Origin of the sequence: Bradyrhizobium mercantei (assembly GCF_001982635.1) — a bacterium.
GTDB classification, from domain to species: Bacteria; Pseudomonadota; Alphaproteobacteria; order Rhizobiales; family Xanthobacteraceae; genus Bradyrhizobium; species Bradyrhizobium mercantei.
Genome location: NZ_MKFI01000005.1, coordinates 66,531 through 92,380 on the forward strand (window position 1 = coordinate 66,531; position 25,850 = coordinate 92,380).

Sequence of the window (25,850 nt, forward strand, 5' to 3'; positions counted from 1 at the left end):
TCTAGCCGGTCGTTACTGCCCGTTAGCGGTGAGCGTCTGCTGGCAGGCCTTGCTGAGACGGCTGCGATGCTCCTTCAGGCAAGCCAGCACGACCTGATCGCCCTCGCTGAGATGGGCGCGGCAGAATCGCGAGGCATCGCGCGAGCAGGCATCACGCCCCTGCTGCTGTGCCGAGGCGACCGACGTCAACAGAACCAGTGGAACGACGGCGAACAGAAATCGGGTCATCTCTCAAAGCCTCTAAGGAACAGAACGCTGGTTCTATAGCGTTTCAGGGCCGCGAAGAAGCTTGAAAGGGCGGGCGAATCGGACGGTTCTGTCCGTCAGGCGCCCCGGAGACCGGTCTGCGTCTCGTCGCCGCAGGCCGCATCCCTTCACTCCGCGGCGGCCCGGCGCTGCGCGGCGAGATCGCGATCCAGCACGACGCGGCAGCCGCTGCTCAGCTGGGAGCGGTTCTTGACCATGCAGGCGGTGATCCTGGGGATGTTCGGGATCTCCGCGCTGCACAGGCGGAACGCATCCCCCGTGCACATCTGCTGCGCCTCGGCGCTGAATGCGAAGCTCGCGGTCGACGACAGCGCGGACACGGCGGCCGCAACAGCCAGCGCAATCCCGGCCCTGCGAATGTGAAGCTGGCTTTTCAAGACGGTGGTCATGATCGGCTCCCATTGGCACCCGACGACGGGGCCCGTTGTTCGATGGGTCCGATCCTGGATGGCCGCGCGCTGCCTGACTGTGACGGTCATCACGCGGCTATTAGACCTGCTTTTTCTTGTCGTTCCGGCGCCGTGTTGGGATCGCGTTAAGACCTTGTTGGCATTAATCGCTCGTTACGGCTGTGGCGTATCCTTAAGTTCCGAGAGAGTGTGTAGCGATGCGTAGTGCGTTGGGCCTGATGCTGGCCAGTGTTGTAGCGGCGATCGTGATCGCCGGCGTGTGGTTCTGGACCTCCTCCCCGCGTGCCGACGCGGCTCCTCCGCAGACGACTGCCGCAGCCAAGGCCGATCCGCTTCCCGCGGCGGCTGCAAGGCAGGCCGCCAGGGACGATGTCGACACGACCGCCGCGCTGTCGAAGCGCGCCGATGCCACCCAGGCGGCAGCCCCGGCCGCTGCCCCCGCACCGGCGCCGATGCCGGTCCCCGTCGCGGCCACGCCGAAATGCGCCAATCCCGATGGGCTCGGCATCAGCCGCACCGTCGTGGTCGACACGACAGGCGGCCCGGGCTTCGGCTTCCTGCAGTACAAGCAATATGACTTTCTGACCGACCATGAGGTGGTGCTGACCTTCGACGACGGTCCGTGGCCGACCACGCCCGCCGTGCTCAAGGCGCTGGCGGACGAGTGCACCAAGGCGGTGTTCTTCCCGATCGGCCTGCACACCACCTATCACCCTGATATCCTGCGCCAGGTCGCCGCCGCCGGCCACACCATCGGCGCCCACACCTGGTCGCACGCGCATCTGGCCGGCAAGAAGATCACCGAGCAGCAGGCCAAGGACGAGATCGAGAAGGGCTTCAGCGCGGTGAAGCTGGCGCTGGGGGCCAGCCCCGCTCCGTTCTTCCGCTTCCCGGCACTGGCGCACACGCCAGCGACCACGGCCTATCTCGGCACCCGCAACATCGCGATGTTCTCGGTCGACGTCGACTCCAACGACTTCAAGTCCAAGAGCGCCGACGAGGTGATCAACAACGTGATGACCAAGCTCGACAAGGAGCACAAGGGCATCATCCTGATGCACGATCTGCAGAAGCACACCGCGCAGGCGCTGCCGACTTTGCTGCGCAAGCTGAAGGCGGGCGGCTACAAGGTGGTCTGGATGAAGGCCAAGACCCAGATCGAGACGCTGCCCGAATACGACGCGATGATGGCGAAGACCGAGAAGCCGGTCGCATCGGGCCGGCCGATCGGCAATGTCGTGCAGACGGTCGCCGAGTAACCCAGCCGACGCATTCCACACACTCAACGCAAAGCGCCCCCGGATCCGATCCGGGGGCGCTTTCGTTTTCTGGCCGGCCTCGGCTGGGAGGTGCCATCGCACCCGGCGGCGGCCCCCACCAAAATATCGAAAACAACCCCATGCAAAGGAGCCCGCGGCCGATCCGGGGCGCCTTCGTTTGTAATGTCGCCGGCGGCTACCAGTAGATGCCGTGGCGATGCAGCTCGCCGATGATGCGGCCCTCGGTCCAGCGCCGCGGGTGGCTGTGGTGGCTCGACCGCTGCGCGGTTCGCCGTTGCGCCGGTGCCGGGCCGGAGTCCGGCGCCGCCGACGGCTGGACGTTGGCCTGTTGCAAGGGGGCCTGCTGCCCGGCCGGTTGAGCTTGCGGCTGCGGAGCCGGCGCAGCTGCCGAGACCGGCGCTGCCCGCTCGACATATTTCGGTGCCTGCGGCGGCTTCGATGGCGCCTCGACGGCCGGCGCCACCGGCGCATCGGCAAGCTTGTCGGACGTATTGACCGAATTCGATGCGGCTGCCGGTAGCGAGGTTCCCGCGCCCAACGACAGGCTTCGTTCGCCGGCCTGCGCGGACGCGGAAGCCAAAACCATCGCCGTGATCAGGACGAGTTTGCGCATTGTTGTTCTCCCGTGGGTGACCGGGAGACTAGCGACGCCGCGCGGGCGGCTATGTGAGCTGTTTCACGCAGTAAGCGCGTGCCGTCTTCAGCTCCCCGTGATTGCCTGCACCATCGACAGGCAATCTCCGGCTGGTTGGTCCAGTCGGATTGTCGGACCTTGGTCCTATAGGTCGGCCCGCATTGCTTTACGCTGCGCCTCGAGACAGGGCCTCGGCGCAACACGGGCTGCCCGCGCACACCAGCGCCTCCCGCACAGGCTTGTGTGCTGAGCCTCCGAGGAGGCTCGGGAATAGATCGCGCGGTTTGGCCTTCTCCTTTGCGCATGACGCCGAACTCCGGAGAACCCAGTGAGCGTATTTGAACAAGGTCGCATCCGGACTGGCGACAATGGCCTGGCGAATACGAAGGCCGAAAAGCTCCTCTGGCTGATCCCGGCGGCCGCAGCGATGGCCTATCCGTTCCTACTGGATGCATTTCATCTCGCCGTTTCTCCGGCGAGCGGCGAGACCTCGGCTGCGCGGCTGGTGATCGCGGCGCTCTGTCTGCTCGCCGCGACCGCCGCACCGCTGCTGGGGCTGGCTTGCGCCTGGCGGCTCACAAAGGCAGCGCCATCGTCCTTCGAATTGCGCGCGCGGCGGCTCGCCTATCTCAGCATCGCTGCGCCGCCCTTGTTCGTGCTGACCGGCGTCGGTCTTGGACTGCTGCACATTCCTGTCAGCGACAAGCCGGTTTGGATCATGATTTGGCTCGCCGCTTCCCTCTATGTGCTGTTCAGCAGCGAGCAGGAGCGGCCAGCGAAGTCAGCCGCGATCGCGCCGTCCATTGCCAAATGGCGCGTCACCCATGGCATCGCCGCAGCGGTCATTCTGCTCTACGTCGCGTTCCATCTCACCAATCATCTGCTGGGCCTGCTCGGACCCGAGGTGCATGCCGCCGTGATGAAGGCGGGGCGCACGGTCTATCGTTCATCGGTGATCGAACCGATCCTCGTCGCCTTGATGCTGTTCCAGGTCGCCGTCGGCGTACGGCTCGCCTGGCGCTGGAGCACGCTGCCGGCGGACGCGTATCGCGTGTTCCAGATCGGCTCCGGCGTCTACCTCGCAGCCTTCATCGTCACCCATCTGAATTCCGCATTGGTCTCGGCGCGCGCCGTGCACCACATCGACACCAATTGGGACTGGGCGTCGGGCGCACCGACCGGCCTGATCCACGACGCCTGGAGCATTCGCCTGGTGCCGCACTACGCACTCGGCGTGTTCTTCGTGCTCGCCCATCTCGTGTCGGGATTGCGCGGCGTCCTGATCGCGCATGGCGTGGCCGCCGCGATCGCCAACCGGATCTGGGCCACCGGCCTCGCCGCCGGCGGGCTCGTTGCGATCGCGATCATGAGCGGGCTGTGCGGGGCGCGGATCTAGCCTTCAGGCAGGTGGCAAGCGTGAGCCGGGTTGAGAAGACATCGATCCCGTCAAGCTGAGGTTGACTTGCTGCGGTCACGCCAAAGCGCAAAGATCGCCGCTGCGAGCTTGTTCGGCCGATCGAGCCCCGCATAGCTCACCACAGGCTTGCTGGGATGATTTCTCATCAGCTCCCCCAGTATCTCGTAGTCCAGTTCATGGCCGAACTTTTCGTACGGTATGGATTGGGACTTGGCTCCCTCAGCAACATAAAAGATATCGACTCGCGCGAGGTCTTTTGCGATTGCCGCGGCCTCCTGCAAGGTGCGGCAGCCGTACGATCTGTATTCCCAGGAAGGATCGCTGAAGTGAAGTGCCTTGCGGGTGGTTTCATCGAGCTTGCCGCGTTCTGCATCAGAGAACCCGACGATGATCACGTGGGCGATTTTCGGAAGCATCTAACAGCCCCTTGAAATGGCGCCTGTAACACTTGGTCTACTGGGCGCGTGCGAGGGTTCGATGCTCTGAGCAAATCGCATCCAGGCGCGTTCGATGCGCGCTGCCGCGGCGCTCGGCCCAACGGTTGTATTCGGTAAGTTGCGCCTGCTAGGATTGAGAGCAGTTGCGGGAGGCACAATGGCGATGAAGCGCACCATTCTTCTGGCCGTCTGGCTCGCGGTAGTTGTTTCAATTACTGCTGCTCGGGCACAAAGCGGGGACGTTCTGAGACCGGCGGATGGTTTGCAGGTCGACGAACACATCGCCCGAGAGCTGCAAGAACATCGAGGTGTGGTTATCGTTGACGCGATCCTCATGATGCCCAGTATCAGTGGGGATCTCACGCGGTGTGTCTTTCCTGAAGTGACCCTCGGTCAAACTCTCAACAAGGACGCGCCGAGGAAAACAATAAGCGCCAGCATGATCGGAGGAGGAAAGCTGGCGGCGTTTGGCGGGATTACCTCACTTCCTCCAGGCGAGTACCTTTTGCTGAGCATTAGGTGCGACAATGTAAATGCTGGGTATGGTGGCCCTCATGCCAAATTCCAGGTTCGCGCCGGGGAGATCGTCGACATCGGCGCGCTTCGGCTGGATCACCACGGTGGCGGGCTCTTTTCGAACGCCGGAAAGATGCATCGGTCTGTGGAGGACGTGAGTCCCGAGATCGTAGCTTTTCTGAAGGCTCGTGCGCCCCGAGCCATGACCCAGATGGTTAGACGTCCCATGACTATGTTGGGTCCGCCTGATTCCGTGACCCGAACCAGCATTCGGCGGTGTAGTATTTTCGGATGCTCTTGATATCCCTGGATCGGGTTTCGGCCTTGGGTACGAGGTGTCCCAGGTCGCACGATACAGCGACTCAGTTTGAGGAGGCCAATTCAATTGGCTTGGAACCTCCAATTGCGAAGAAAATCCTGCAAACCCTCGACAACCCGTTCGGCACGAGGTTGTCACCCATGTCTTAGGTACGACCTGTTGCCGATGTCTCCGGGCCGGACAATTTGAGCGCTGGTGCCGCAAGAGGGACTCGAACCCCCGACCCCGTCATTACGAATGACGTGCTCTACCAACTGAGCTATTGCGGCGAACCGGTCGGCAACTGCCTGATCACGCGGCCACCTGATATCGGGCATGACCCCGATTGGCAAGATTTGACGCGGCTATTTAACCGCACACCGGTTATCTAACCGCGAATTAGCTTCCCAAACGTGACAGAAATCCGCGCCAACCGCCCGCCTGGGCCTTGGGCGGGCCGATTTGTTCCGCAAATTCGTCCACGGGGCCGTCCTCGTCGACCCCGGGGTCGTCGGGGGCCCGGATGATCGGGATCACGGCCGGAATTGGCGCCGGCGCCGCCTTGGGCAGGTCGGTCCGGGAACGGAACAGGGGGGCCGGCGCCGGGGGCGCCGATTCGGCGGCCGGGGACGGAACGGGTTCCGGTGCCAGGGCCTCCACTGGAGCGGGGACCGGCTCGGCCTCGATCGCCGCGGGCGACGGGGCGTTGTCCTGCACGGTCGGGGGCGGTGCCGCCGGCTCGACGGGCTTCGCCTCGACCGGTTCAACCGGCTTGACTGCCTCCGGCGGTCTGGCTGCCTCCAACGGTTTGTCCGCCTCGGGCTCGCCGGCCACTTCCTTGAGCGGTTCTTTGGGCGGCTCGACCCGGCGCGGCGCCAGCATCGCCTCCTCGAACGGCGACGGCTCGATCGCGTGGCCCTTGTCGGACGGCAGCGCCGCGACCGGCGTCTGCCACTGGAAGGCATCGAGCCGGCCGGTGACCGGCGAGACCGGACGCCAGCGGTCGGAGACATAGCCGTCGGCAGTCCACACCGGATCGTGCAGCGCGCGCACCGCGCGCAGGGTCCAGGCCCGCGCCCGGCCGCTGTCGCCATGCTCGGTGCGCTCGATCTCCGCCATCAACAGCGCGACGCGCTGGGTCGGCGCCGCCGTGAACGGCTCCAGCGCGGCACGCGCCTTGGCAAACTCGGATGCATCGATCGCGGCACGCGCGATCGCCAGCGCGCCCTCGATATGGCCCGGCGTTTTCGCCGCCAGCGTCTCGACGCGCACCAGCCGCTGGCGCGCGGAATCGCCGAGCCGCACATGCGAATAGGCCTCGGCGAGATCGGGATGCGGCTGCGCCAGCCACGCGGTCTCGACGATGCGCATGGCGCGGCGCACCTGATGCGCCTCGCTCTCGAACTTGGCGGCGAGCGCGGCGGCCGGGATCAGGGTCGGCGCGAGCTTCAGGGCCTCCATCGCGCTCGCGCGCGACAAATCGCGATCGACGGTCTCGAGCTCCAGCGCGCGCGCCGTGAGCAGCACGCCGCGCTGCCGCCGATAGGTCGCCTTGTCGATCAGTCCGGCCGACTGGTTGTTGTCGATGATCGACAGCGCGCCGGCCCAATCGCCCTTGGCGCAGCAGAAGCCGAGCACCGCATGCGAGGCCCATGACGACGACGGCGACATTTTCAGCGCTTCCTCGGCGATCATCACCGCCGCCACCGGATCGTCGGCGCGCTGCGCCTCGATGAACAGGCCGCGCAGGCCGAGCAGCCGCGTGTCCGCGCGCTCGGCCATGGCGCGGAAGGCGCGCTGCGCGCCGTCGCGATCGCCGTCGAGCTGTGCCGATTGCGCGTGCAGCAACAGCGCCAGCGGATCGCCCGCGGCGTGGCGCCGTGCCACCTCGGCATGCGCGCGCGCCGCCGACGAATCGCCGTGCCCGATCGCGAGCAGGCCCTGCGTGATGGCATGACGGCCGCGGGCGTGACGCCGCTCGCGCCGGCTGCGGCGGATGTGCGCGGGGATCTTCCACAGTCCGCGCAGGATCATGCCGGCGATCATCGCGACGATGATGACGATACCGAGCAAATAGATCGGCTGCTTGGAGGTCAAATGCAGCCCGCCCCAATTCAGCACGAGATCGCCGGGCTGATCGGCCATCCAGGCCGCACCCGCTGCAGCGAGCGCGATCAGCAGCAGGAACAGAATGATCCGGATCATCAAAAACCTACTGCAAGAGTTTATTGATTGACGGTGGCGAGCGCCGCCATGGCGTTGTCGGCAAATTTTCGCGACGCGTCGAGCGCGGCGCGGCGCGCGTCCACCTTGGCGAGCCAGGCTTGCGCCGCGGTCCGATCGGCCGGCGGCAGCGACTTCAATTCACGCTCGGTCAATGCGAGGTCATTATGCACGGCGGCGGATGTCACCCGCGCGACGATGCTGCCGCGATCGGTGCCGGTGCCGTCGGTCCGCTCGATGCGGATCAGCGTGGAGGCGCCGGCCTTCAGACGATCGACCAGCCCGGCGCTGGCCGTCGCAGCATCAGGCGCCGGCGGTGCGAGCTGCGGCACGATCTCGATCAGCTCGCGGCACAGCGCATTCGGGCTCGGCACGCCCGTCGTCGCGAACGTCTCGAGCGGCTTCAGCGTTGCAGGATCGTCAGACAGCGCCTTCGCGGCCTCGAGCGCGCCGGCAAAGGGATCGCCGTGGCGAACCGCGACGTCGAGCAACGACGCCGCGACCACGCGGCGCAGCGGCACATCGTCTGCCTTCGCCTCGGCCTTGGTGTCGGCGATCTTGCTGTCCTGCTTGGCGATCGCGGCACCCTGCGCCTTCACCGCACCTTCGACCTTGTCGATGCGCGCCGTGATGCCGGAGAGGTCGGGCGCAGCCGCGCCATCGCGCGGCGCGGCTTTCGCGTCATTGACCGCGGCCGCAAGCTTGTCGGACTGCGCCCGGGTTGCGGCGAGCTCGGTGCGCAGCGCGGCGATCGATTTGTCGAGCGCCTCCAGCCGTGCCGCCGTCGCGGGATCGGCGGCCGGAGCGGCCGGCCGGTTGGCTTTTGCTTCAAGCGCGGTCAGGCGCGTGCCGAGTTCGTCGACCGTTGCGGCATTGGGCTGCGGCGCGGACACCGGCTGCACCGCGGGCCAGCCGAGCAGCCAGCCGACCCCGATCACCAGCGCGGCCGCAACCGCGCCCGATATCGGCGCCACCACCCAGGGCGACACCGGCCGCGAAGGTTCGGGCCGCGACGGCTCGGCCTCGCGCGCCACGGAGGCGGCCTCGGGCTGCGGCTCGGCGTGAGGCGCGGCGTCGGCCTGGGTCTCGACCCCAAGGGCTGCCGGGTCCACGGACGGCTTGCCGGTATCCTTAGCCGCTTCCTTAGCCGCTTCCTTGGCCGCTTTCTTGGCCGCTTCTTCGGCCCCCTCGGCCTTTGGCGGCTCGCTGCTGGAGACCTCGGTCGCCTGAAGATCGATGGTCGGCGGCGCGCGCTTGGGCCGGGAATCCGGCGAAGGTCCTGTGTCGTCGGGCCTTTCTTCAGCCATCGCAGAGGGTCCTCAAAACTATTGGCCGCACATTGTACCAGAATCGGCGCCAGTTCTTAGAGCACGATCCGAAAAACGGAGCATTGCCTAACATCATGGTCAGACGAAAGAATTAACCCGGTGCGGACCGCATCGTGCGGCCTAGTGCCTCCAGCAGGGCGGTTTCGTCCGGTTGCGCCGCGACCACGACCTTGGTCGCACCGGCGTCATGAAGCACGGCTGCGACCGCGGCCGAGATGCAGCATTGCGGCAATGCGAGCGCCGAAATCTCGATTCCATCGGCCCGCACTGCGTCCAGGAACGCCTGCGCGCTGCGCCGGGAATAATGCAGCACCGCGGTGATCCGGTTTGCCATGAAGGCGTCGCTGACCTCCCTCGGAAAGGCGGCCACCGGCGCCATCCGGTAGGTGGTGTGGGTGATGACGCTCAAGCCGCTCTCGCTGAGTTCGCCGGCGAGATCGCGCGAGAGGTCGGCGCCGGCCAGATAAAGCAGCGTCGCCGACGGCTCCAGCTCGCCGGCCTTGACCCGCGCCAGCACGAGATCGCGCAGCGAGATCGCATCGCCTTTGGCCACGATCACCTTGGCAAAGCCCGCGGCGCGCGCGGCGTCGGCGGTGTGCGTTCCGACCGCGAACAGCGGCAGCGGCAACAGCCGGCTGCCGGCGAGATCGAGCGCGCGCAGCGCATTGGCGCTGGTCAGGATGACAGCGTCATAATCCGCATCGTCGTCATGGAACGGCAACGGCTCGAAGCGCAGCACCGGCGCCGCGAGGGCGTCAAAGCCGCGCTGGCGCAAGGTCGCGAGCGTCGCGTCATTGTCCGGATGCGGTCGGGTGACAAGGATGGTCACGCCTCAGGCCTCCAGCCTCTGCAATTGGACCTCGGCGACCGATTGCACTTTAAGACCTCGCAATGCTACCCCGGAGGGGACATTTTTGATGAACATGATCCTGCCGGAAACCGGTTCCGGCCCGTCCGGATCATGCTGGTAGCACAAGGGCCGAAATTGGGACACGAACCACCGATGCTGGTGCTGGGGATCGAGACCACCTGCGATGAAACCGCAGCCGCGGTGGTCGAGCGGCAGGCTGACGGGCAGGCGAAGATCCTCTCCAATGTCGTGCGCTCGCAGACCGACGAGCACGCCCGCTTCGGCGGCGTGGTGCCGGAGATCGCGGCGCGCGCCCATGTCGACCTGCTCGACGGTATCGTCGCCTCCGCGATGAAGGAGGCCGGCGTCGGCTACGGACAATTGTCGGCGGTGGCGGCCGCCGCAGGCCCCGGCCTGATCGGCGGCGTGATCGTCGGCCTCACCACCGCGAAGGCGATCGCGATGGTGCACGACACGCCGCTGATCGCGGTGAACCATCTCGAGGCGCACGCACTGACGCCGCGGCTGACCTGCGCGCTGGCGTTTCCATACTGCCTGTTCCTGGCCTCCGGCGGTCACACCCAGATCGTCGCGGTGGTCGGCGTCGGCGAATATGTCCGGCTCGGCACCACGGTCGACGACGCGATGGGCGAGGCGTTCGACAAGGTGGCGAAGATGCTGTCGCTGCCCTATCCCGGCGGACCGGAGGTCGAGCGCGCGGCGGCCGGCGGCGACCCGACGCGGTTTGCCTTTCCGCGCCCGATGCTCGGCCGCGCGGACGCGAATTTCTCGCTGTCGGGATTGAAGACGGCGGTGCGCAATGAAGCGAGCCGGCTGGAGCCGTTGGAGCCGCAGGACATCAGCGATCTCTGCGCGAGCTTCCAGGCCGCGGTGCTGGACTCGACCGCGGACCGCTTGACCGTTGGCCTCAAGCTGTTCGAGGAGCGGTTCGGCACGCCGCGTGCGCTGGTCGCGGCCGGCGGCGTTGCCGCCAACCACGCGATCCGCAGCGCGCTGCAGGATGTCGCAGCGAAAGCGCAGACCACGCTGATCATTCCGCCGCCGGCGCTCTGCACCGACAATGGTGCGATGATCGCCTGGGCCGGCGCCGAGCGGATGGCGCTCGGTCTGATCGACACGATGGAAGCGCCGCCCCGCGCGCGCTGGCTGCTCGATGCCAACGCCAAGGCGCCGGCCGGCCACGCCAACAGCCGCGCCGGATATTAGGTCCTTCGACATGGAGATGAAGCGCAGAGCGAGTTCTCCTTCACCTCGCCCCGCTTGCGGGGAGAGGTCGGATCGCATCAACGATGCGATCCGGGTGAGGGGGTACAGGTCCCAACATTCGGCGCACTCGCGGATGGAGCCCCTCACCCCAACCCTCTCCCCGCAAGAGCGGGGCGAGGGAGCGCAGCTGAGCTAAGGGTTCCGATGCCCGCGCATATGTCAGTCAGCGTGATCGGGGCCGGCGCCTGGGGCACGGCATTGGCCGAGGTCGCGGCGCGCGCCGGGCGCAAGGTGACGCTGTATGCGCGCAATGCCGAACATGCCGCGCAGATTGAGGCAACGCGGATCAATCCAAAGCTGGCCGGCGTCCAGCTGCATCCCGGCATCATCGTGACGTCGGATATCGCAGCCGCCGCGCATGCGGACATCATCCTCGCCGTCACTCCGGCGCAGCATTTGCGCGCGGCGGTCGGGCACCTTGCGCCGCACCTCAAACCGGACACGCCTGTCATCGCCTGCGCCAAGGGCATCGAGCACGGCACGCATAAATTCATGACCGAGGTGATCGCGGAGGCCGCACCGCGCGCGGTGCCCGCGATCCTGTCGGGACCGAGCTTTGCCGACGACGTCGCGCGCGGACTGCCGACCGCGGTGACGCTGGCCGCCAAGGATGAAGCATTGGCGCGTGCGCTCGTACAAGCACTCGGCTCGGCAACGTTCCGGCCCTATCACACGTCGGACGTGCGCGGCGTCGAGATCGGCGGCGCGGCCAAGAACGTGCTGGCGATCGCAGCCGGCATCGTGGTCGGCAAGACTCTCGGCGCCTCCGCGCTCGCGGCGCTGACCACGCGCGGCTTCAGCGAGCTCGCACGATTGGGCCGTGCCTGCGGCGCGCGCGCCGAAACGCTTGCCGGCCTGTCGGGATTGGGCGATCTGCTGCTCAGCTGCTCGACCGCGCAATCGCGCAATTTCGCACTCGGCCTCGCGCTCGGGCGCGGCGAAGCGGCGCCGGTCGGCAAGCTCGCCGAGGGCGCCTTCACCGCGCCGGTGCTGTGCGAGCTCGCCGCCGCGCAGAAGGTCGATATGCCGGTGTCGAACGCGGTCGCCGCGATCCTGAGCAACCGGCTGACGATCGATGCCGCGATCGAAGGCCTGCTGACGCGGCCGTTCAAGGCGGAGTAACGCACCTCACGGCTGCGCGAGGCGGAGCTTTCCGATCCGCGCACGCCGTAATAGCGTGGCGGCGCCGTCGGATCCCGGTCTACCCATCGCGCAATGGATCCCAAGGGTAAAATCATGCGTCAACCGCATCGCGCCATCCTTTCGATCAGCCTTCTTTCGATCAGCCTTGCAACCGCCCTCGCCGCCTCCACCGCAGCCCGCGCCCAAACAACACCGTCCTACGACGAACTCGCCAAGCGCGAAGCGGCCGCCAATGCCGACAGCGGCAAGCGGGTCGCGCCACCCAAATCGATCGGCAATCCCTCCGCCGACGTCTCACCGGAGATGCAGGCTGTCATCGGCGCACCCTATCCGCCGCATTTCAACGCCGATCCGAAGACATCAGCCGAATGGAAGGAGCTGATCGATCGCCGCGCCAAGGAGGCCATCGCGAATATTCCCGCGATGAAGGCGAAGCTCGGCGTCAAGGTCGAGGAAACCAGGCTGGCCGGCGTGCACTGCTACATCGTGACGCCGAACAAGATCGCGCTCGAGAACCGGCGGCGCCTGCTGATCCATGTCCACGGCGGCGGTTACGTGTTCGGCCCCGGCGAAGCGGCGTTGCCGGAAGCCATCATGATGGCCGGCTTCGGCGGCTACAAGGTGATCTCGGTTGACTACCGGATGCCGCCGGACTTCCCCTATCCGGCCGCGCTTGATGACGCGATGGCGGTCTGGAAGGAGGTGCTGAAGTCGCATGAGCGCCATCGGCTGGCGATCTTCGGTACCTCCACAGGCGGCGCGATGACGCTCGCGATGGTGTTGCGGGCAAAGGACGAGAAGCTGCCGCTGCCGGCCGCGATCGCGCCGGGCACGCCATGGTCCGACATCGACAAGATCGGCGACAGCTACGCCAGCAACGAGTGGGTCGACAACGTGCTGGTGACGTGGGACGGCTGGCTCGGCCGCGCGGCCAGGCTTTATGCCAACGGGGCCAGCCTGAAGAATCCCTACATCTCGCCGATCTACGGCGACTTCAAGGGCTTTCCGCCGACCATCCTGACAACGGGCACGCGCGACCTGTTCCTCAGCAACACGGTGCGCACCCATCGCAAATTGCGCCGCGCCAGCGTGATCGCCGATCTCAATGTCTATGAAGGGCAGTCGCACGCCCAGTACGAGATGAACGTCGACGCGCCCGAGACCAGGGAGGCGTTCACCGACATCGCCAAATTCTTCGATCGGTATCTGAAGCAGTAAGCGCTGGATCAGATACCTGCGCTTGTCGCGGGCATCCGCGTGCCTGTAGATTGCCGCGCAATCGGCGTTCGAGAACGGGGTAAAGTCGCGATGAATTACTGGCTGGTGAAATCCGAGCCGTCGGTCTGGTCGTGGGACCAGCAGGTCGCCAAGGGCGCGAAGGGCGAGGCCTGGACCGGCGTGCGCAACTTCACGGCGCGGCAGAACCTCGTCAACATGAAGAAGGGCGACAAGGCGTTCTTCTATCATTCCAACGAGGGCAAGGAGATCGTCGGCATCGCCGAGATCGTCAAGGAGGCCTATCCCGATCCGACCGACAAGACCGGCAAGTTCGTCTGCGTCGACATCAAGGCCGACAAGCCGCTGAAGACGCCGGTGACGATGGCCGCAATCAAGGCCGACAAGAAGCTCGCCGAGATGGCGCTGGTGAAATACTCGCGGCTCTCGGTGCAGCCGGTCACCCCTGAGGAATGGAAGTACGTCTGCAAGATGGGCGGGCTGTAAGCGTCCCAATCTCAACCGTCGTCCCTGCCTAGTGCGCAATTGCGCACGGGAGCAGGGACCCATAACCACAGGGCTGCGTTGTTGAGGCACGCTGCGGCCCCAGCTTGTCTCGACAATCAAGATTTGGGGTTATGGGTCCCGGCCTTCGCGGGGACGACGAGTGGAGGGTGACGGGCTACGCCCCTGCCGCCAGCACCACCTGCGCCAGCAATTGCTCGCGCTTGTTCTGGGTGCGGTAGCCGCCCATCGTCGAGGCGAAGCGTTCGAGGATACCGTCCTCGAAGGCGGTGACGATGGTGTCGTGGACATAGCTCTTGCGGCAGATCGCCGGCGTGTTGGAGAGCTGGTCGGCGGCGGCGCGGATCGCGTCCAGCACCTGGCGCTTGCGGCCGCGCTGGCTGGCGGCCGGCGTGATCCGCGACAGCGATTCCACGACGACGGCCGACGCCATCAAGGTGCGGAAATCCTTCAGCGAGATCTTGATGCCGGCAAGCTCGCGCAGGAACGCGTTCACCGCCGTGGTCGAGGCGGCCCGCACCACACCGGAGCGGTCGTAATACTGGAACATGCGCTTGCCCGGGACACCGCGCAGGATGCCGACCGCGCGCACCAGCTTGGCCGCGTCGCATTCCTTGCGCACGGCCTTGCCGCCCTTGGCCTTGAAGGTCAGCACCAGGCTGTCGTCTTCCAGCGTGACGTTGGATTTCAGGAGCGTGGTGGCGCCGCGGGTGCCGTTGAGGCGGGCGTAGGATTCGTTGCCGGGCCGGATCGCGGTACGCGCGATCAGCTCGATCACCGCTGAGAGCGCAAATTCGCGCGTCGGCTCGTCGCCGGACAGAAACGCCGAGACCTTGCGCCGGATCTTCGGCAGCGCGGCCACCAGCTTGCCCAGGCGATGCGCCTTGCGCTGCTCGCGGACCTTCTCCCAGTCGGCGTGATACCGATATTGCAGCCGGCCGGCCGCATCGAGGCCGACGGCTTGTAAATGCGTGTTCGGATCGGTGGAGTAGCGCACCCGGCGATAGGCAGGCGGCATCGCCATCGCGTGCAGCCGGCGAATGGTCCGGGCGTCCCGCACGCGCGAGCCGTTGGCACGCACGAACGAGTAATTCTTGCCGCGCTTGATGCGCCGGATGGTCAGCTCGTTCTGGTCGCCGAGCCGCAGGCCTAGATCGCGGGCGAGATCTTCAACTGACGTCTTGATGGCGGCGGCGGCCGGGGCGTCGAGCTTGAGCTTGGACGTCGGTAGTTTTGCCTGCGGCCGCTTGGGCCATTGGCCCAGCGCCTTCGCCAGGGCGACAGCGGGATCGGCGGACATGGGCCGCACAGCCGCGATGTTCTGCTGATCCATCATGCTACTCGTCAGACGCCTTGTTCCGCTGTTCTCCCGGTAATGCCGTTGCTTCGGGCTTCGTTCCGGTGGGGCCGTCCGGCCTCGGAATGGCGATTTAGGGCCTCAAGGCTGACATTGCGAGTCGCGAATCGGTTATTGATGGTTCCTAATTACCTTTCATGGGTGCCATTCGCCCGCTAACCTTGATTTTGGCCTGTCCGGGACCGGTCAAAACGGCGGGAGCGCGGTCCGGGAACCGGGCTTTGGAGGACCGCGACGACGGGGGAGACAGGTCAGGGACCGTGCCGTTTCCCGCCCGGTCCCCGGAGGGATGCGCCACGGGAGCGGCGCCGGCGGTCCGGCGCGAAATCGTCGGTGCAGATGATCGCGACTGCCCTTCGACAATTCATCGACGCGCGCAGTGAGCGATCCGGCACGATGGGTATCGGAGCGCCACGTCCCGGCCGGCGTCAACGCACGATGCCTCGAGGCTCTTCAAATCGCCGGCCGGACCGATCGTGATCGCTAATTCTCTTTCGCGATACCGATCGGCTCCGACGACGGCACGAGGCGCAAACGAGCCGAGCCGCGAACGACGCCACTACGACCAAGAGACCAGTGACCTAGAGCACACGATGGCGCATAGGTTTCGCTCGTCAACGAGGCGCGGTAAACCGCCCAATCATATGAGGAAGCCGGCTGGTGTCCGGCGGCTTCGACGCGACGAAAGTGACAGTCCTTTTTCCTTGCCGGGCCGGAATGCGGCAACGCATAATCGCGGCAATGATCAGGACGGCTTGCCGTCGCTACGTTTGCGATCGGCAATGAGTGGAGGAAAGCGATGTCCGAGAAGATCTATGACGTGTCGGCCGACTGGGCCAAGCGCGCTTATGTCAACGACGCCAAATATCGCGAGATGTACGCGCACTCGGTCAAGGACCCGAACGGCTTCTGGGCCGAGCACGGCAAGCGGATCGACTGGATCAAGCCCTTCACCAAGGTCGAGAACGTCTCCTTCGCGCCCGGCAACATCTCGATCAAATGGTTCGAGGACGGCGTGCTTAACGTTGCCTGGAACTGCATCGACCGCCATCTCGAGAAGCGCGGCGACCAGACCGCGATCATCTGGGAGGGTGACGACCCCTCCGAATCCAAGCACATCACCTACCGCCAGCTGCACGACGAAGTCTGCAAGATGGCCAACATCCTGCGCACGCGGAACGTCAAGAAGGGTGACCGCGTCACGATCTATCTGCCGATGATCCCGGAAGCCGCCTACGCCATGCTGGCCTGCGCGCGGATCGGCGCGATCCACTCGGTGGTGTTCGGCGGTTTCTCGCCGGACAGCCTCGCCCAGCGCATCAAGGATTGCGATTCCAAGGTGATCATCACTGCCGACGAGGGCCTGCGCGGCGGCAAGAAGGTGCCGCTGAAGGCCAATGTCGATGCCGCGATCGCCAAGACCGGCGGCGTCGATTGGGTCGTGGTGGTGAAGCGCACCGGCGGTGCCATCGACATGAACCCGACCCGCGACCTCTGGTATCACGAGGCCGCCGCCATGGTGACGACGGAATGCCCGGCCGAGCACATGCATGCCGAGGACCCGTTGTTCATCCTCTATACCTCGGGCTCGACCGGCACGCCGAAGGGCGTGCTGCACACCTCGGCCGGCTATCTCGTGTTCGCGTCGATGACGCATCAATACGTGTTCGACTATCACGACGGCGACATCTACTGGTGCACCGCCGACGTCGGCTGGGTCACCGGCCACAGCTACATTCTCTACGGGCCGCTCGCCAACGGCGCGACCACGCTGATGTTCGAGGGCGTGCCGAACTACCCGGACAATTCGCGCTTCTGGAACGTGGTCGACAAGCACAAGGTCAACATCTTCTACACCGCGCCGACCGCGATCCGCGCGCTGATGCAGGGCGGCGACGAGCCGGTGAAGAAGACCTCGCGCAAGTCGCTGCGCCTGCTCGGCTCGGTCGGCGAGCCGATCAATCCGGAAGCCTGGGAGTGGTATTACCGCGTGGTCGGCGACGACCGCTGCCCGATCGTCGACACCTGGTGGCAGACCGAGACCGGCGGCATTTTGATCACGCCGCTGCCCGGCGCGACCAAGCTGAAGCCGGGATCGGCGACGCGGCCGTTCTTCGGCGTGGTGCCCGAGATCGTCGATGCCGACGGCAAGACGCTGGATGGCGAGACCTCGGGCAATCTCTGCCTGACCAAGTCATGGCCGGGCCAGATGCGCACGGTCTATGGCGACCATGCGCGGTTCGAGCAGACCTACTTCTCGACCTACAAGAACAAGTACTTCACCGGCGACGGCTGCCGGCGCGATGCCGACGGCTATTACTGGATTACCGGGCGCGTCGACGATGTCATCAACGTCTCCGGCCACCGCATGGGCACCGCCGAGGTCGAGAGCTCGCTGGTCGCGCATGAGGCGGTGTCGGAAGCCGCCGTGGTCGGCTATCCGCACGACATCAAGGGCCAGGGCATCTACGCCTATGTCACGCTGATGAAGGGCACCGAGCCGACCGAGGCCTTGCGCAAGGAGCTGGTCGCCTGGGTCCGCAAGGACATCGGCCCGATCGCCTCGCCGGACCTGATCCAGTTCGCACCCGGCCTGCCGAAGACGCGCTCCGGCAAGATCATGCGCCGCATCCTGCGCAAGATCGCCGAGGACGAGCCGTCGAGCCTCGGCGACACCTCGACGCTGGCCGATCCGGCCGTGGTCGACGACCTCGTGCAGAACCGGCAGAACAAGAAGGGCGCGTAGGCGCAGGGGCTACGAAACGTGGTCTTGGTCCGGCATTTGATCGGTCGCGCAGTCCCGCTGGCCTGCGCGATCGTTCTCTTCAGCAGCTTGTCGGCGCCGGCGCAGACGCCGGCACCTTCCCCGGACAATTTCACTTACTTCTACCGCGATCCGACACCGGAGCACCTGACCGACATTTTTGCTCATGTGCAAAGCGCGGCAACAAGTTGGAATGTCTACCCTCCGCTGACAGGCTTGCTGGCCGCGGATTTCAAATCTCACCCGGAGCACATCGACAGGCTCGTCCCAATCGTCACCGACGTCAAAGCTTCCTATGCCGTGATCACCGCGGCGCGGTTGTCCGGCCAACCGGCGAAGGCCGAACTGCTGCGAGCCAAATTCGCCAGCCTTGGTTTCGATCAAACGCTCAACGCCGAGTTCGCAGGCATCCCGACGCGCTTCGAAGACCTGCGAATCACGCGGCCTACACATCTGGATATTTTGTGGGGCGCATCGTTCGCCGCCGGCGACAGCCGTTACGTCACACCGATCATCGACTATTTCGCCGCCGCCGCGAACACATCCGAGCTCGCTGCGATCGAAATTGCCAAGACGACCATTGAAATGACGGGCGGTCCCAAAGGCACCATCGCAGCTCTGAAAGCAAAATACGGCGATGCCGGCACCATGCAGCTGATCTATGCCGCGACAGCGCTATGGGCGATTACGGCCAATTCGCGCCAGCATCCGTTCGTGAAGCAGACGGTCACGGAGTACATCACGAACCACCCCGGCGCGCCTGCAACGAAGGCCCTCTCAACCCTGACCGGAATAAAGTAGGCCATCCGTCAGTGCGGGCGGCTGGATTGTCCCGCCAGGCCCCGGCACGCTGTGCCCGACGCACCATGTTGGCGCGTTCACGGGATTGTCAGAGGCAAGGCAGCACTGCGGCGCCTTTGTGGCCGAGTGTTGTTTTCAAGTCATTTACTTTAATCCGAACTTTTCCTTTTCTGCCCGCCATCAGGACGTGTCTCGCGGCCGGTGTGAAACCACCCGGTTAAGACACGCGGTTAATGTTGCGTGCGCGAGACCGGCGGGCCCGTTTTTTTCAGGGCTCTGCACCTTCGTTTTTGGCTCCGTTGCTGGAGCTGTTGGGAAGTGGAGAGGTTGATGTCGTTGAAGTTTGCGGTGGCGGCGGCTGCCACCCTTGGTGCTGTTGTTGTGATGTCGCAGACGGCCGAAGCGCGGCCGGAGATGGTGGGAATTCACGCTGACAATTATTCGCCGGGCACCATCGTGGTGAAGACCAACGAACGGCGGCTCTATCTCATTCTCGATTCCGGCCACGCGATGCGTTACCCGGTCGGCGTCGGCAAGTCCGGCAAGCAATGGGCCGGCACCACCCGGATCGACGGCAAATATCGCTACCCGGCCTGGTCGCCGCCCGCCGAGGTCAAGCGCGACAAGCCAAGCATCCCGAACGTGATCGCCGGCGGCTCGCCGCATAACCCGATGGGCGTGGCTGCGATGACGCTGTCCGGCGGCGAATACGCGATCCACGGCACCAACGTGCCGGGCTCGGTCGGCGGCTTCGTCTCCTATGGCTGCATCCGCATGCTCAACACCGACATCACCGATCTCTATTCGCGCGTCGAGGTCGGCACGACGGTCGTCGTCACCCGCTGATCGCAGCTTCACTCAGGAAGCAGCTTCACTCCGGAAAAAGCCGCGCAGATGCGCGGCTTTTTGTTTAGCGCGCAAAATATCCGCACCAGCCGAAGCGGTGGCCGCCATTGTAGGCGCGCGCATGACCGGCCGCGAGCAGCGCCGCCGACACGTTGTCGGTCTTCTTCGTCGCAACGTCGGCGACGACGCGGCCCTGATATTTGTCGGGACCGACATTGTAGATCGCGACATCGCCCTGGCCGAGCAGATCGCGCAGCGCCACGGTCGCCGCCTGCGCCATTTGCAGCTCGCGTGCGCAGGACGCCTTCAGCTCCGGCGCGTCGATGCCGCGCAGCCGCACCCGCGTGGTGAGATCGGGGCCCGGCGCGAGATGCACCCGCGCCTCGAACGTGTCGCCGTCAATCGTCCTGATCACATCGACAGCATGGCGGGCATCCGGCGCGCCGGCCCGCTGCCAGATCACCTCGGTATCGCGCGACCTGCCGAGCGGCCAGGACGGCGGCAGATGCACCCATTGCCGGATCGGCAATGTGCTGCCGACCGCGATGCCGAGAACGAACACCCATGGCAACGCCGCCGAGACGCGGCGGCCCCACGGTGAGCGGCGGAAGGGCGGACGTCCCGTCCCACGATAAGGATTTATTCTCTCGTATGGGGACATATTCCCAGACTGGCCTGAGTCGTTCCGTCAGGCAAGACGCGGCGAAAGACCCTCAGAAATCCGAGGCGATGCCCTTGGTCTCCCAATCGCCGTACCGCGTCGGTTCCGGCCCCTTCGGGCCCTGATATTCCTTCGGACGTGCGGCCGCGTTCTGTGCGGCCAGCTCCTCGGCGGCCTTGCGCCGCGCCGCGGCCTCGGCGAGCGCGCGTTGGGCTGCCGGCGTCAGCGGCTTGCGCGGCGCGGGTTCCGGCGGCGACGGCGATTTCTCAGTGATGTTCTCAGACATGGCAGGCCTTCTTGGCAAAACTTTCTGCCCGCGAATTTCGTATCTCTGCGTTGGCTCAGTGACGACATCACGATCACGAAATCCAGCAAGGCGATTCTTACATTTGGCATATTCGCATGCCAGAGGTGTTTTCGAGTTGATGGGCATGAGCCGAATGTAACTCAGCACCTTCGAGATATCTCCGCTCCATGCCTCCTTCAAGATTTGCAGTTCCTGCCGAAGTCCCCGGTCTCGCAGCGCGCCGTATCGCGGCCGATATCCTCGATGGCGTGCTGCACAAGCATCGCACGCTCGATGATCAGCTCGACGGCGCCGGCGCGCATCCCGGCCTGAAATCACTGGCCGATCGCGACCGCGCGCTGATGCGCCGGCTGGTCTCGACCATCCTGCGCAAGCTCGGCACGCTCGGCCATCTGCTGTCGCGGCTGCTCGACCGCGGCATCCCGACCGATGCGCCGCGGGCGCAGAGCGCGCTCCTGATCGGCGCCGCGCAGATCCTCTGGATGGATGTCCCTGACCATGCCGCGGTCGATCTCTCGGTGCGGCTCGTGCAGTCCGACCGCCGCGCGGCGAAATACGCCGGGCTCGTCAACGCCGTGCTGCGCCGTTGCGCACGCGAGGGACAGGGGCTGATCGACGAGATCAGCACGCAGACGCTCGACCTGCCGCCATGGATGCTGGCGCGCTGGAACGCGCATTACGGCGAAGCCACCGCGCGCGAGATGGCGCTGGCGCTCGGCCACGAGCCGTCGCTCGACCTCACGGTGAAGTCGGACGCGGCGCAATGGGCGAGCCGCCTGCATGGCGAGACGCTGCCGACCGGAACCGTGCGCACGCTGCTGCAGGGTTCCGTCACCATGCTGCCGGGCTTTGCCGAAGGCCAATGGTGGGTGCAGGACGCCGCCGCCGCCCTTCCGGTGCGCCTGTTCGGCGACATCAAGGACAAGGCGGTGGCGGACCTCTGCGCCGCGCCCGGCGGCAAGACCGCCCAGCTCGCGCTGGCCGGCGCGCAGGTCACCGCGGTCGACCGTTCGCCGGCGCGGGTCGCGCGGCTGCGCGACAACCTCACCCGGCTCGCCTTGCAGGCCGAGACCGTCGTCGCCGACGCCGCCGAATGGCCGGCCGAGGCCGGAAGCTTTGACGGTATCCTGGTCGATGCGCCCTGCACCTCGACGGGAACCATCCGCCGCCATCCCGATGTCGCCTGGCTGCGCCAGGAAGGCGACATCGCCGCATTGTCGGCCTTGCAGAAGCGGCTGCTGCAAAAGGCCACCCATCTGCTGAAGCCCGGCGGCACGCTGGTCTACTGCACCTGCTCGCTGGAGCCGGAGGAAGGCGAGCACGCGATTGCCGCGCTGCTGGCCGGCGAATCAGGCCTGCGCCGTGCGCCGGTCGAGACAAGCGAAGTCGCCGGTCTCGACGCCATCATTACCGCCGACGGCGATCTGCGCACCCTGCCCTGCCATCTGCCCAACGCCGACCCGCGGCTCGGCGGGCTGGACGGATTTTACGCGGCCCGGCTGGTTAAGTCCTGATTTTAAACTTCAGTCTTCTAAGCTCCAGATGCTTCGTGAAGTGATTCGTGCGGTATCAAGAGGGTGTCTTGTTTATCAAGATGGTGTCTTGGCCGCGTTTCCGGATTAAATAAGGATTCGTTGAAAATTCCCTCCCCACAAGGTTAGGCGTGTCGGTCGCCCAGAGCAGACGCATCTCGACACTGATTGCTGGCCGCTTTGCCCGCAGCATTGTCGCGCGCGCCAGCGGCAGCACCGTTGCGCTGTCGCGGCTGTGGCCCGGCCGCACCGACCGGCTGATCATCGCCCCGCACGACCTGCGGACCGCCGACGCCACCCGCGCCGCCGAGATCTATGCCGGGCGATTCGTGTTCGCCGGCAAGATCGTCACCTGCCATGGCCGCTCGATCTTCGATCTCGAACCGCCGTCGGAGGATTGGGAGGCCGCGCTGCTCGGCTTCGGCTGGCTGCGTCATCTGCGCGCCGCCGACACCGCGCTGACCCGCGCCAACGCCCGCTCGCTGGTCGACGATTGGATTTCGAATCAGGCCCGCAGGCGGCCGCTGGAGCGCCGCGCCGATGTGCGCGCACGGCGCGTGATCTCGCTGCTGTCGCAGGCCCCGTTGGTGCTCGGCGACACCGACGGAAAATTCTACCGCAAATATCTGCGCGGGCTGGCGCGCGAGATCCGCTATCTGCGCCACGCCACGCTCGACAATGACGGCGTGCCGCGGCTCCAGGTCTTGATCGCGCTGTGCTACGCCTCGCTCTGCCTCGCCAACCAGGCACGCAACATCAAATCGGCGACGCGCAAGCTGTCGGATGAATTGCAGCGCCAGATCCTGCCCGACGGCGGCCACATCTCGCGCAATCCCGGCGCGCTGGTCGAGCTGCTCAGCGATCTGTTGCCGCTGCGGCAGACCTTTGCTGCACGGAATATCGCGCCGCCGCCGGCGCTGCTCAACGCGATCGACCGCATGATGCCGATGCTGCGCTTCTTCCGTCACGGCGACGGCAGCTTCGCGCTGTTCAACGGCATGAGCAACGCACCGTCCGATCTGGTTGCGACGCTGCTCGCCTATGACGACACCCGCGGCGTGCCGATGGCGAGCATGCCGCATACCGGCTTCCAGCGCCTCGATGCCGGCAGCACGACGCTGATCATCGACACCGGCGCACCGCCGCCGGCAAGCGTCAGCCAGGACGCACATGCCGGCTGCCTGTCGTTCGAGCTGTCCTCCGGAGTGAGCCGCATCGTCGTCAATTGCGGCATGCCGAACACCGGGCGCGACAATTGGCGGCCGTTCGCACGCTCCACGGCGGCGCATTCGACGCTGACCTATCGCGAGGCCTCGTCGTGCCAGTTCGTCGAGCTGTCGGCGATGAAGCGGCTGTTGCGCGGCGCGCCGATCACCAGCGGCCCGAGCAATGTCGAGAGCTACCGCGAAGCCGTTCCCGACGGCGACGTGCTGACCGCCTCGCATGACGGCTACCTCTCGCGCTTCGGCGTGATCCACCGCCGCGTCCTGATGGTCACCCAGGACGGCACCCGGCTCGAGGGCGAGGACCAGCTGACGCCGGCGCCGGGCGGCCGCATCAAGGGCAGCGAGGCCGATTTCGCGCTGCGCTTCCATTTGCACCCCTCGGTGAAGGCGAGCCGGCTGTCGGATGCCCGCGGCGTGATGCTGGTGCTGCCCAACCGCGACGTCTGGACCTTCGAGGCGATGGACGACAAGGTCGACCTCGAGGACAGTGTGTTCCTGGCCGGCAATGACGGCCCGCGCCGCACCTCCCAGATCGTGATCCGGCAGGACGCCCGGCAGGCCGGCACCATCCGCTGGAGTTTCGTGCGCTCCTCGACCTCGGCCACCGCCACCAACGCGCGCCGCAACGCCCGCCGCGAGCCGGAACTGCCGTTGTAGCGGCGGCGGAAACGCGCTGTCTGTAACGCAGACTGCACCATCCCCGTCATCCTGAGGTGCGAGCCTCTTCGGCGAGCCTCGAAGGATGAATCGGCCACCAGTCGGGCCGTGCATCCTTCGAGGCTCGCTGCGCTCGCACCTCAGGATGACGGGGATGGTGTGCGGATCACCCGCCATTTTCCCCGAAATCCGTCGCATGTACCGGTTTCGTACCGCACAAAACCATGCTACCCGGCTGCCTTAACAGCCAGGGATTTTCCGATATGACCGAGCAGCTTCGCCGCGTGACCCGCGCTCTGTTGTCCGTTTCCGACAAGACCGGACTGATCGATTTCGCCAGGGCGCTGGCCGACCAGGGCGTCGAGCTGGTCTCGACCGGCGGCACCGCCAAGGCGATCGCCGCGGCCGGGCTCAAGGTCAAGGACGTCTCCGAAATCACCGGCTTCCCCGAGATGATGGACGGCCGGGTCAAGACGCTGCATCCGAAGGTGCATGGCGGCCTGCTCGCGATCCGCGACAACAAGGAACATGCCTCCGCGATGGCCGCGCACGGCATCGCGCCGATCGACCTGCTGGTCGTCAACCTCTATCCGTTCGAGGCCACCGTCGACAAAGGCGCCGGGTTCGAGGAGTGCATCGAGAACATCGACATCGGCGGTCCCGCGATGATCCGCGCCGCGGCCAAGAACCATGACGACGTCGCCGTGGTGGTCGAGGCGAACGACTATCAGTCTGTGCTCGACGAGCTCGCCGCGCACAAGGGCGCGACCTCGCTCGGCCTGCGCCGGCGGCTCGCCGCCAAGGCCTATGCCCGCACCGCGGCCTATGACGCCGCGATCTCGAACTGGTTCGCCGTGCAGCTCGACACCAAGGCGCCGGACTTCCGCGCCTTCGGCGGCAAATTGGTCCAGCCGCTGCGCTATGGCGAGAACCCGCACCAGACCGCGGCGTTCTACGCCACGCCGGAGAAGCGGCCGGGCGTCGCCACCGCGCGCCAGTTGCAGGGCAAGGAGCTGTCCTACAACAACATCAACGACACCGACGCGGCCTATGAATGCGTCGGCGAGTTCGATCCGCAGCGCACCGCGGCCTGCGTCATCGTCAAGCACGCCAATCCCTGCGGCGTCGCCGAGGGTCCCGATCTCGCCACCGCCTACGCCCGCGCGCTGGCCTGCGACTCCACCTCGGCCTATGGCGGCATCATCGCGGTCAACCGCACGCTCGATGCGGACGCAGCCCGCGCCATCATCGGCATCTTCACCGAGGTGATCATCGCGCCCGATGCCACTGAGGAAGCGATCGCGATCATCGCCGGCCGGCGCAATCTGCGCCTCTTGCTCGCCGGCGGCCTGCCGAACGCGCGCGCGACAGGCCTCACCGCCAAGACCGTCGCCGGCGGCCTGCTGGTGCAGAGCCGCGACAATGCGGTGATTGAGGACATGAACCTGAAGGTCGCGACCAAGCGCGCGCCGACCGATGCCGAGCTGCGCGATCTCAAATTCGCCTTCCGCGTCGCCAAGCACGTGAAGTCGAACACCATCATCTACGCCAAGGATCTCGCCACCGTCGGCATCGGCGCCGGCCAGATGAGCCGGGTCGATTCGGCGCGCATCGCCGCGCGCAAGGCGCTCGATGCGGCAGCCGAGCTGAAGCTCGCCGAGCCCCTGACCAAGGGCTCGGTGGTCGCATCGGATGCGTTCTTCCCGTTCGCCGACGGCATGCTCGCCTGCATCGAGGCCGGCGCCACCGCCGTGATCCAGCCCGGCGGCTCGATGCGCGACGACGAGGTGATCAAGGCCGCCGACGAGCACGGCATCGCCATGGTGTTCACCGGCGTGCGGCATTTCCGGCACTAGCCTATCCAAGCGT

At 66.1% G+C, this 25,850-nt stretch carries 23 protein-coding genes and 1 tRNA gene; 13 read left to right on the forward strand and 11 right to left on the reverse strand.

What is annotated here, in order from left to right; all coding sequences use genetic code 11:
• Positions 1-12: 12 nt before the first annotated feature.
• Both BI327_RS23000 and BI327_RS23005 read right to left on the reverse strand, forming a co-directional pair.
• Positions 13-228, reverse strand: coding sequence for a cysteine rich repeat-containing protein (locus tag BI327_RS23000; RefSeq protein WP_076863323.1), 216 nt, complete (start codon positions 226-228; stop codon positions 13-15).
• 146 nt (positions 229-374) lie between these two features.
• Positions 375-656, reverse strand: a complete 282-nt coding sequence (locus BI327_RS23005; protein ID WP_076863324.1) for a hypothetical protein — start codon at positions 654-656, stop codon at positions 375-377.
• A gap of 218 nt (positions 657-874) precedes the next feature.
• Here BI327_RS23005 and BI327_RS23010 point away from each other — a divergent pair, with 218 nt between their 5' ends.
• Positions 875-1,936: a polysaccharide deacetylase family protein gene (locus BI327_RS23010; protein WP_076863325.1), complete on the forward strand. Its 1,062-nt coding sequence runs from the start codon at positions 875-877 to the stop codon at positions 1,934-1,936.
• Positions 1,937-2,132: 196 nt separating this feature from the next.
• Here the strand turns inward: BI327_RS23010 and BI327_RS23015 are convergent, their stop codons facing one another.
• Positions 2,133-2,570: a hypothetical protein gene (locus tag BI327_RS23015; protein WP_076863326.1), complete on the reverse strand. Its 438-nt coding sequence runs from the start codon at positions 2,568-2,570 to the stop codon at positions 2,133-2,135.
• A 349-nt stretch (positions 2,571-2,919) separates the two neighbouring features.
• On the opposite strand from BI327_RS23015, the gene BI327_RS23020 reads away from it, so the two are divergent.
• The gene (locus BI327_RS23020) at positions 2,920-3,987 is read left to right on the forward strand and encodes a hypothetical protein (protein ID WP_245334913.1); all 1,068 of its coding nucleotides are present in this window, start codon (positions 2,920-2,922) and stop codon (positions 3,985-3,987) included.
• Between the two features lie 50 nt (positions 3,988-4,037).
• Here BI327_RS23020 and BI327_RS23025 read toward each other — a convergent pair whose 3' ends face one another.
• Positions 4,038-4,424 carry a hypothetical protein gene (locus tag BI327_RS23025; RefSeq protein ID WP_076863327.1) on the reverse strand — a complete coding sequence of 129 codons (387 nt, stop codon included), beginning with the start codon at positions 4,422-4,424 and terminating at the stop codon, positions 4,038-4,040.
• 178 nt (positions 4,425-4,602) lie between these two features.
• On the opposite strand from BI327_RS23025, the gene BI327_RS23030 reads away from it, so the two are divergent.
• Complete coding sequence (locus BI327_RS23030) at positions 4,603-5,262, forward strand: hypothetical protein (RefSeq protein ID WP_076863328.1); 660 nt, start codon at positions 4,603-4,605, stop codon at positions 5,260-5,262.
• A 211-nt stretch (positions 5,263-5,473) separates the two neighbouring features.
• Here BI327_RS23030 and BI327_RS23035 read toward each other — a convergent pair.
• The 4 genes from BI327_RS23035 to BI327_RS23050 all read right to left on the reverse strand — a co-directional run bounded on the left by BI327_RS23035 (position 5,474) and on the right by BI327_RS23050 (position 9,639).
• Positions 5,474-5,549: transfer RNA gene (locus tag BI327_RS23035), tRNA-Thr, on the reverse strand.
• A 109-nt stretch (positions 5,550-5,658) separates the two neighbouring features.
• Complete coding sequence (locus tag BI327_RS23040) at positions 5,659-7,464, reverse strand: heme biosynthesis protein HemY (protein ID WP_076863329.1); 1,806 nt, start codon at positions 7,462-7,464, stop codon at positions 5,659-5,661.
• A 20-nt stretch (positions 7,465-7,484) separates the two neighbouring features.
• Entirely contained in the window at positions 7,485-8,789 is a 1,305-nt protein-coding gene (locus BI327_RS23045; protein ID WP_076863330.1) for a hypothetical protein, read from the reverse strand.
• 112 nt (positions 8,790-8,901) lie between these two features.
• Complete coding sequence (locus BI327_RS23050; RefSeq protein WP_076863331.1) at positions 8,902-9,639, reverse strand: uroporphyrinogen-III synthase; 738 nt, start codon at positions 9,637-9,639, stop codon at positions 8,902-8,904.
• 174 nt (positions 9,640-9,813) lie between these two features.
• Between BI327_RS23050 and tsaD the strand changes: the two genes are divergently transcribed.
• From tsaD to BI327_RS23070, 4 genes are all read left to right on the forward strand, one after another.
• Entirely contained in the window at positions 9,814-10,887 is a 1,074-nt protein-coding gene (gene tsaD, locus BI327_RS23055) for a tRNA (adenosine(37)-N6)-threonylcarbamoyltransferase complex transferase subunit TsaD (RefSeq protein ID WP_076863332.1), read from the forward strand.
• Between the two features lie 204 nt (positions 10,888-11,091).
• Positions 11,092-12,069, forward strand: coding sequence for an NAD(P)H-dependent glycerol-3-phosphate dehydrogenase (locus BI327_RS23060; protein WP_076863333.1), 978 nt, complete (start codon positions 11,092-11,094; stop codon positions 12,067-12,069).
• A 114-nt stretch (positions 12,070-12,183) separates the two neighbouring features.
• Positions 12,184-13,308 carry an alpha/beta hydrolase gene (locus tag BI327_RS23065; RefSeq protein WP_076864239.1) on the forward strand — a complete coding sequence of 375 codons (1,125 nt, stop codon included), beginning with the start codon at positions 12,184-12,186 and terminating at the stop codon, positions 13,306-13,308.
• 90 nt (positions 13,309-13,398) lie between these two features.
• Complete coding sequence (locus BI327_RS23070) at positions 13,399-13,812, forward strand: EVE domain-containing protein (RefSeq protein ID WP_076863334.1); 414 nt, start codon at positions 13,399-13,401, stop codon at positions 13,810-13,812.
• A gap of 175 nt (positions 13,813-13,987) precedes the next feature.
• On the opposite strand, the gene BI327_RS23075 is transcribed toward BI327_RS23070, so the two are convergent.
• Entirely contained in the window at positions 13,988-15,166 is a 1,179-nt protein-coding gene (locus tag BI327_RS23075; RefSeq protein WP_076863335.1) for a DNA topoisomerase IB, read from the reverse strand.
• An 820-nt stretch (positions 15,167-15,986) separates the two neighbouring features.
• Here BI327_RS23075 and acs point away from each other — a divergent pair.
• From acs to BI327_RS23090, 3 genes are all read left to right on the forward strand, one after another.
• The gene (acs, locus tag BI327_RS23080) at positions 15,987-17,933 is read left to right on the forward strand and encodes an acetate--CoA ligase (protein ID WP_076863336.1); all 1,947 of its coding nucleotides are present in this window, start codon (positions 15,987-15,989) and stop codon (positions 17,931-17,933) included.
• A gap of 24 nt (positions 17,934-17,957) precedes the next feature.
• On the forward strand, positions 17,958-18,752 hold the full coding sequence (locus tag BI327_RS23085; protein ID WP_083742205.1) for a hypothetical protein: 795 nt from the start codon (positions 17,958-17,960) through the stop codon (positions 18,750-18,752).
• A 330-nt stretch (positions 18,753-19,082) separates the two neighbouring features.
• Entirely contained in the window at positions 19,083-19,598 is a 516-nt protein-coding gene (locus BI327_RS23090) for a L,D-transpeptidase (RefSeq protein ID WP_076863337.1), read from the forward strand.
• A gap of 64 nt (positions 19,599-19,662) precedes the next feature.
• On the opposite strand, the gene BI327_RS23095 is transcribed toward BI327_RS23090, so the two are convergent.
• Together BI327_RS23095 and BI327_RS23100 are read right to left on the reverse strand one after the other, a co-directional pair.
• Entirely contained in the window at positions 19,663-20,259 is a 597-nt protein-coding gene (locus BI327_RS23095) for a thermonuclease family protein (RefSeq protein WP_174683058.1), read from the reverse strand.
• A gap of 52 nt (positions 20,260-20,311) precedes the next feature.
• Entirely contained in the window at positions 20,312-20,545 is a 234-nt protein-coding gene (locus tag BI327_RS23100; RefSeq protein WP_076863339.1) for a DUF1674 domain-containing protein, read from the reverse strand.
• Between the two features lie 188 nt (positions 20,546-20,733).
• Here BI327_RS23100 and BI327_RS23105 point away from each other — a divergent pair, with 188 nt between their 5' ends.
• The 3 genes from BI327_RS23105 (at position 20,734) to purH (ending at position 25,837) form a co-directional block, all read left to right on the forward strand.
• On the forward strand, positions 20,734-22,080 hold the full coding sequence (locus BI327_RS23105; RefSeq protein WP_076863340.1) for an RsmB/NOP family class I SAM-dependent RNA methyltransferase: 1,347 nt from the start codon (positions 20,734-20,736) through the stop codon (positions 22,078-22,080).
• Between the two features lie 149 nt (positions 22,081-22,229).
• Positions 22,230-23,981: a heparinase II/III family protein gene (locus tag BI327_RS23110; RefSeq protein ID WP_076863341.1), complete on the forward strand. Its 1,752-nt coding sequence runs from the start codon at positions 22,230-22,232 to the stop codon at positions 23,979-23,981.
• Between the two features lie 263 nt (positions 23,982-24,244).
• Positions 24,245-25,837 (forward strand): bifunctional phosphoribosylaminoimidazolecarboxamide formyltransferase/IMP cyclohydrolase, encoded by a 1,593-nt coding sequence (gene purH, locus BI327_RS23115; protein ID WP_076863342.1) that lies wholly within the window; start codon positions 24,245-24,247, stop codon positions 25,835-25,837.
• Positions 25,838-25,850: the final 13 nt, after the last annotated feature.

Bases quoted from the DNA above. Each gene is read 5' to 3' on its own strand.
- BI327_RS23025 (WP_076863327.1), bottom strand. From the start codon at position 4,424: ATGCTTCCGAAAATCGCCCACGTGATCATCGTCGGGTTCTCTGATGCA.
- acs (WP_076863336.1), top strand. From the start codon at position 15,987: ATGTCCGAGAAGATCTATGACGTGTCGGCCGACTGGGCCAAGCGCGCT.
- BI327_RS23010 (WP_076863325.1), top strand. From the start codon at position 875: ATGCGTAGTGCGTTGGGCCTGATGCTGGCCAGTGTTGTAGCGGCGATC.
- BI327_RS23100 (WP_076863339.1), bottom strand. From the start codon at position 20,545: ATGTCTGAGAACATCACTGAGAAATCGCCGTCGCCGCCGGAACCCGCG.
- BI327_RS23030 (WP_076863328.1), top strand. From the start codon at position 4,603: ATGGCGATGAAGCGCACCATTCTTCTGGCCGTCTGGCTCGCGGTAGTT.
- BI327_RS23045 (WP_076863330.1), bottom strand. From the start codon at position 8,789: ATGGCTGAAGAAAGGCCCGACGACACAGGACCTTCGCCGGATTCCCGG.
- BI327_RS23065 (WP_076864239.1), top strand. From the start codon at position 12,184: ATGCGTCAACCGCATCGCGCCATCCTTTCGATCAGCCTTCTTTCGATC.
- BI327_RS23070 (WP_076863334.1), top strand. From the start codon at position 13,399: ATGAATTACTGGCTGGTGAAATCCGAGCCGTCGGTCTGGTCGTGGGAC.
- BI327_RS23005 (WP_076863324.1), bottom strand. From the start codon at position 656: ATGACCACCGTCTTGAAAAGCCAGCTTCACATTCGCAGGGCCGGGATT.
- tsaD (WP_076863332.1), top strand. From the start codon at position 9,814: ATGCTGGTGCTGGGGATCGAGACCACCTGCGATGAAACCGCAGCCGCG.
- BI327_RS23075 (WP_076863335.1), bottom strand. From the start codon at position 15,166: ATGATGGATCAGCAGAACATCGCGGCTGTGCGGCCCATGTCCGCCGAT.
- purH (WP_076863342.1), top strand. From the start codon at position 24,245: ATGACCGAGCAGCTTCGCCGCGTGACCCGCGCTCTGTTGTCCGTTTCC.
- BI327_RS23090 (WP_076863337.1), top strand. From the start codon at position 19,083: ATGTCGTTGAAGTTTGCGGTGGCGGCGGCTGCCACCCTTGGTGCTGTT.
- BI327_RS23095 (WP_174683058.1), bottom strand. From the start codon at position 20,259: ATGTCCCCATACGAGAGAATAAATCCTTATCGTGGGACGGGACGTCCG.
- BI327_RS23015 (WP_076863326.1), bottom strand. From the start codon at position 2,570: ATGCGCAAACTCGTCCTGATCACGGCGATGGTTTTGGCTTCCGCGTCC.
- BI327_RS23060 (WP_076863333.1), top strand. From the start codon at position 11,092: ATGCCCGCGCATATGTCAGTCAGCGTGATCGGGGCCGGCGCCTGGGGC.
- BI327_RS23000 (WP_076863323.1), bottom strand. From the start codon at position 228: ATGACCCGATTTCTGTTCGCCGTCGTTCCACTGGTTCTGTTGACGTCG.
- BI327_RS23105 (WP_076863340.1), top strand. From the start codon at position 20,734: ATGCCTCCTTCAAGATTTGCAGTTCCTGCCGAAGTCCCCGGTCTCGCA.
- BI327_RS23040 (WP_076863329.1), bottom strand. From the start codon at position 7,464: ATGATCCGGATCATTCTGTTCCTGCTGCTGATCGCGCTCGCTGCAGCG.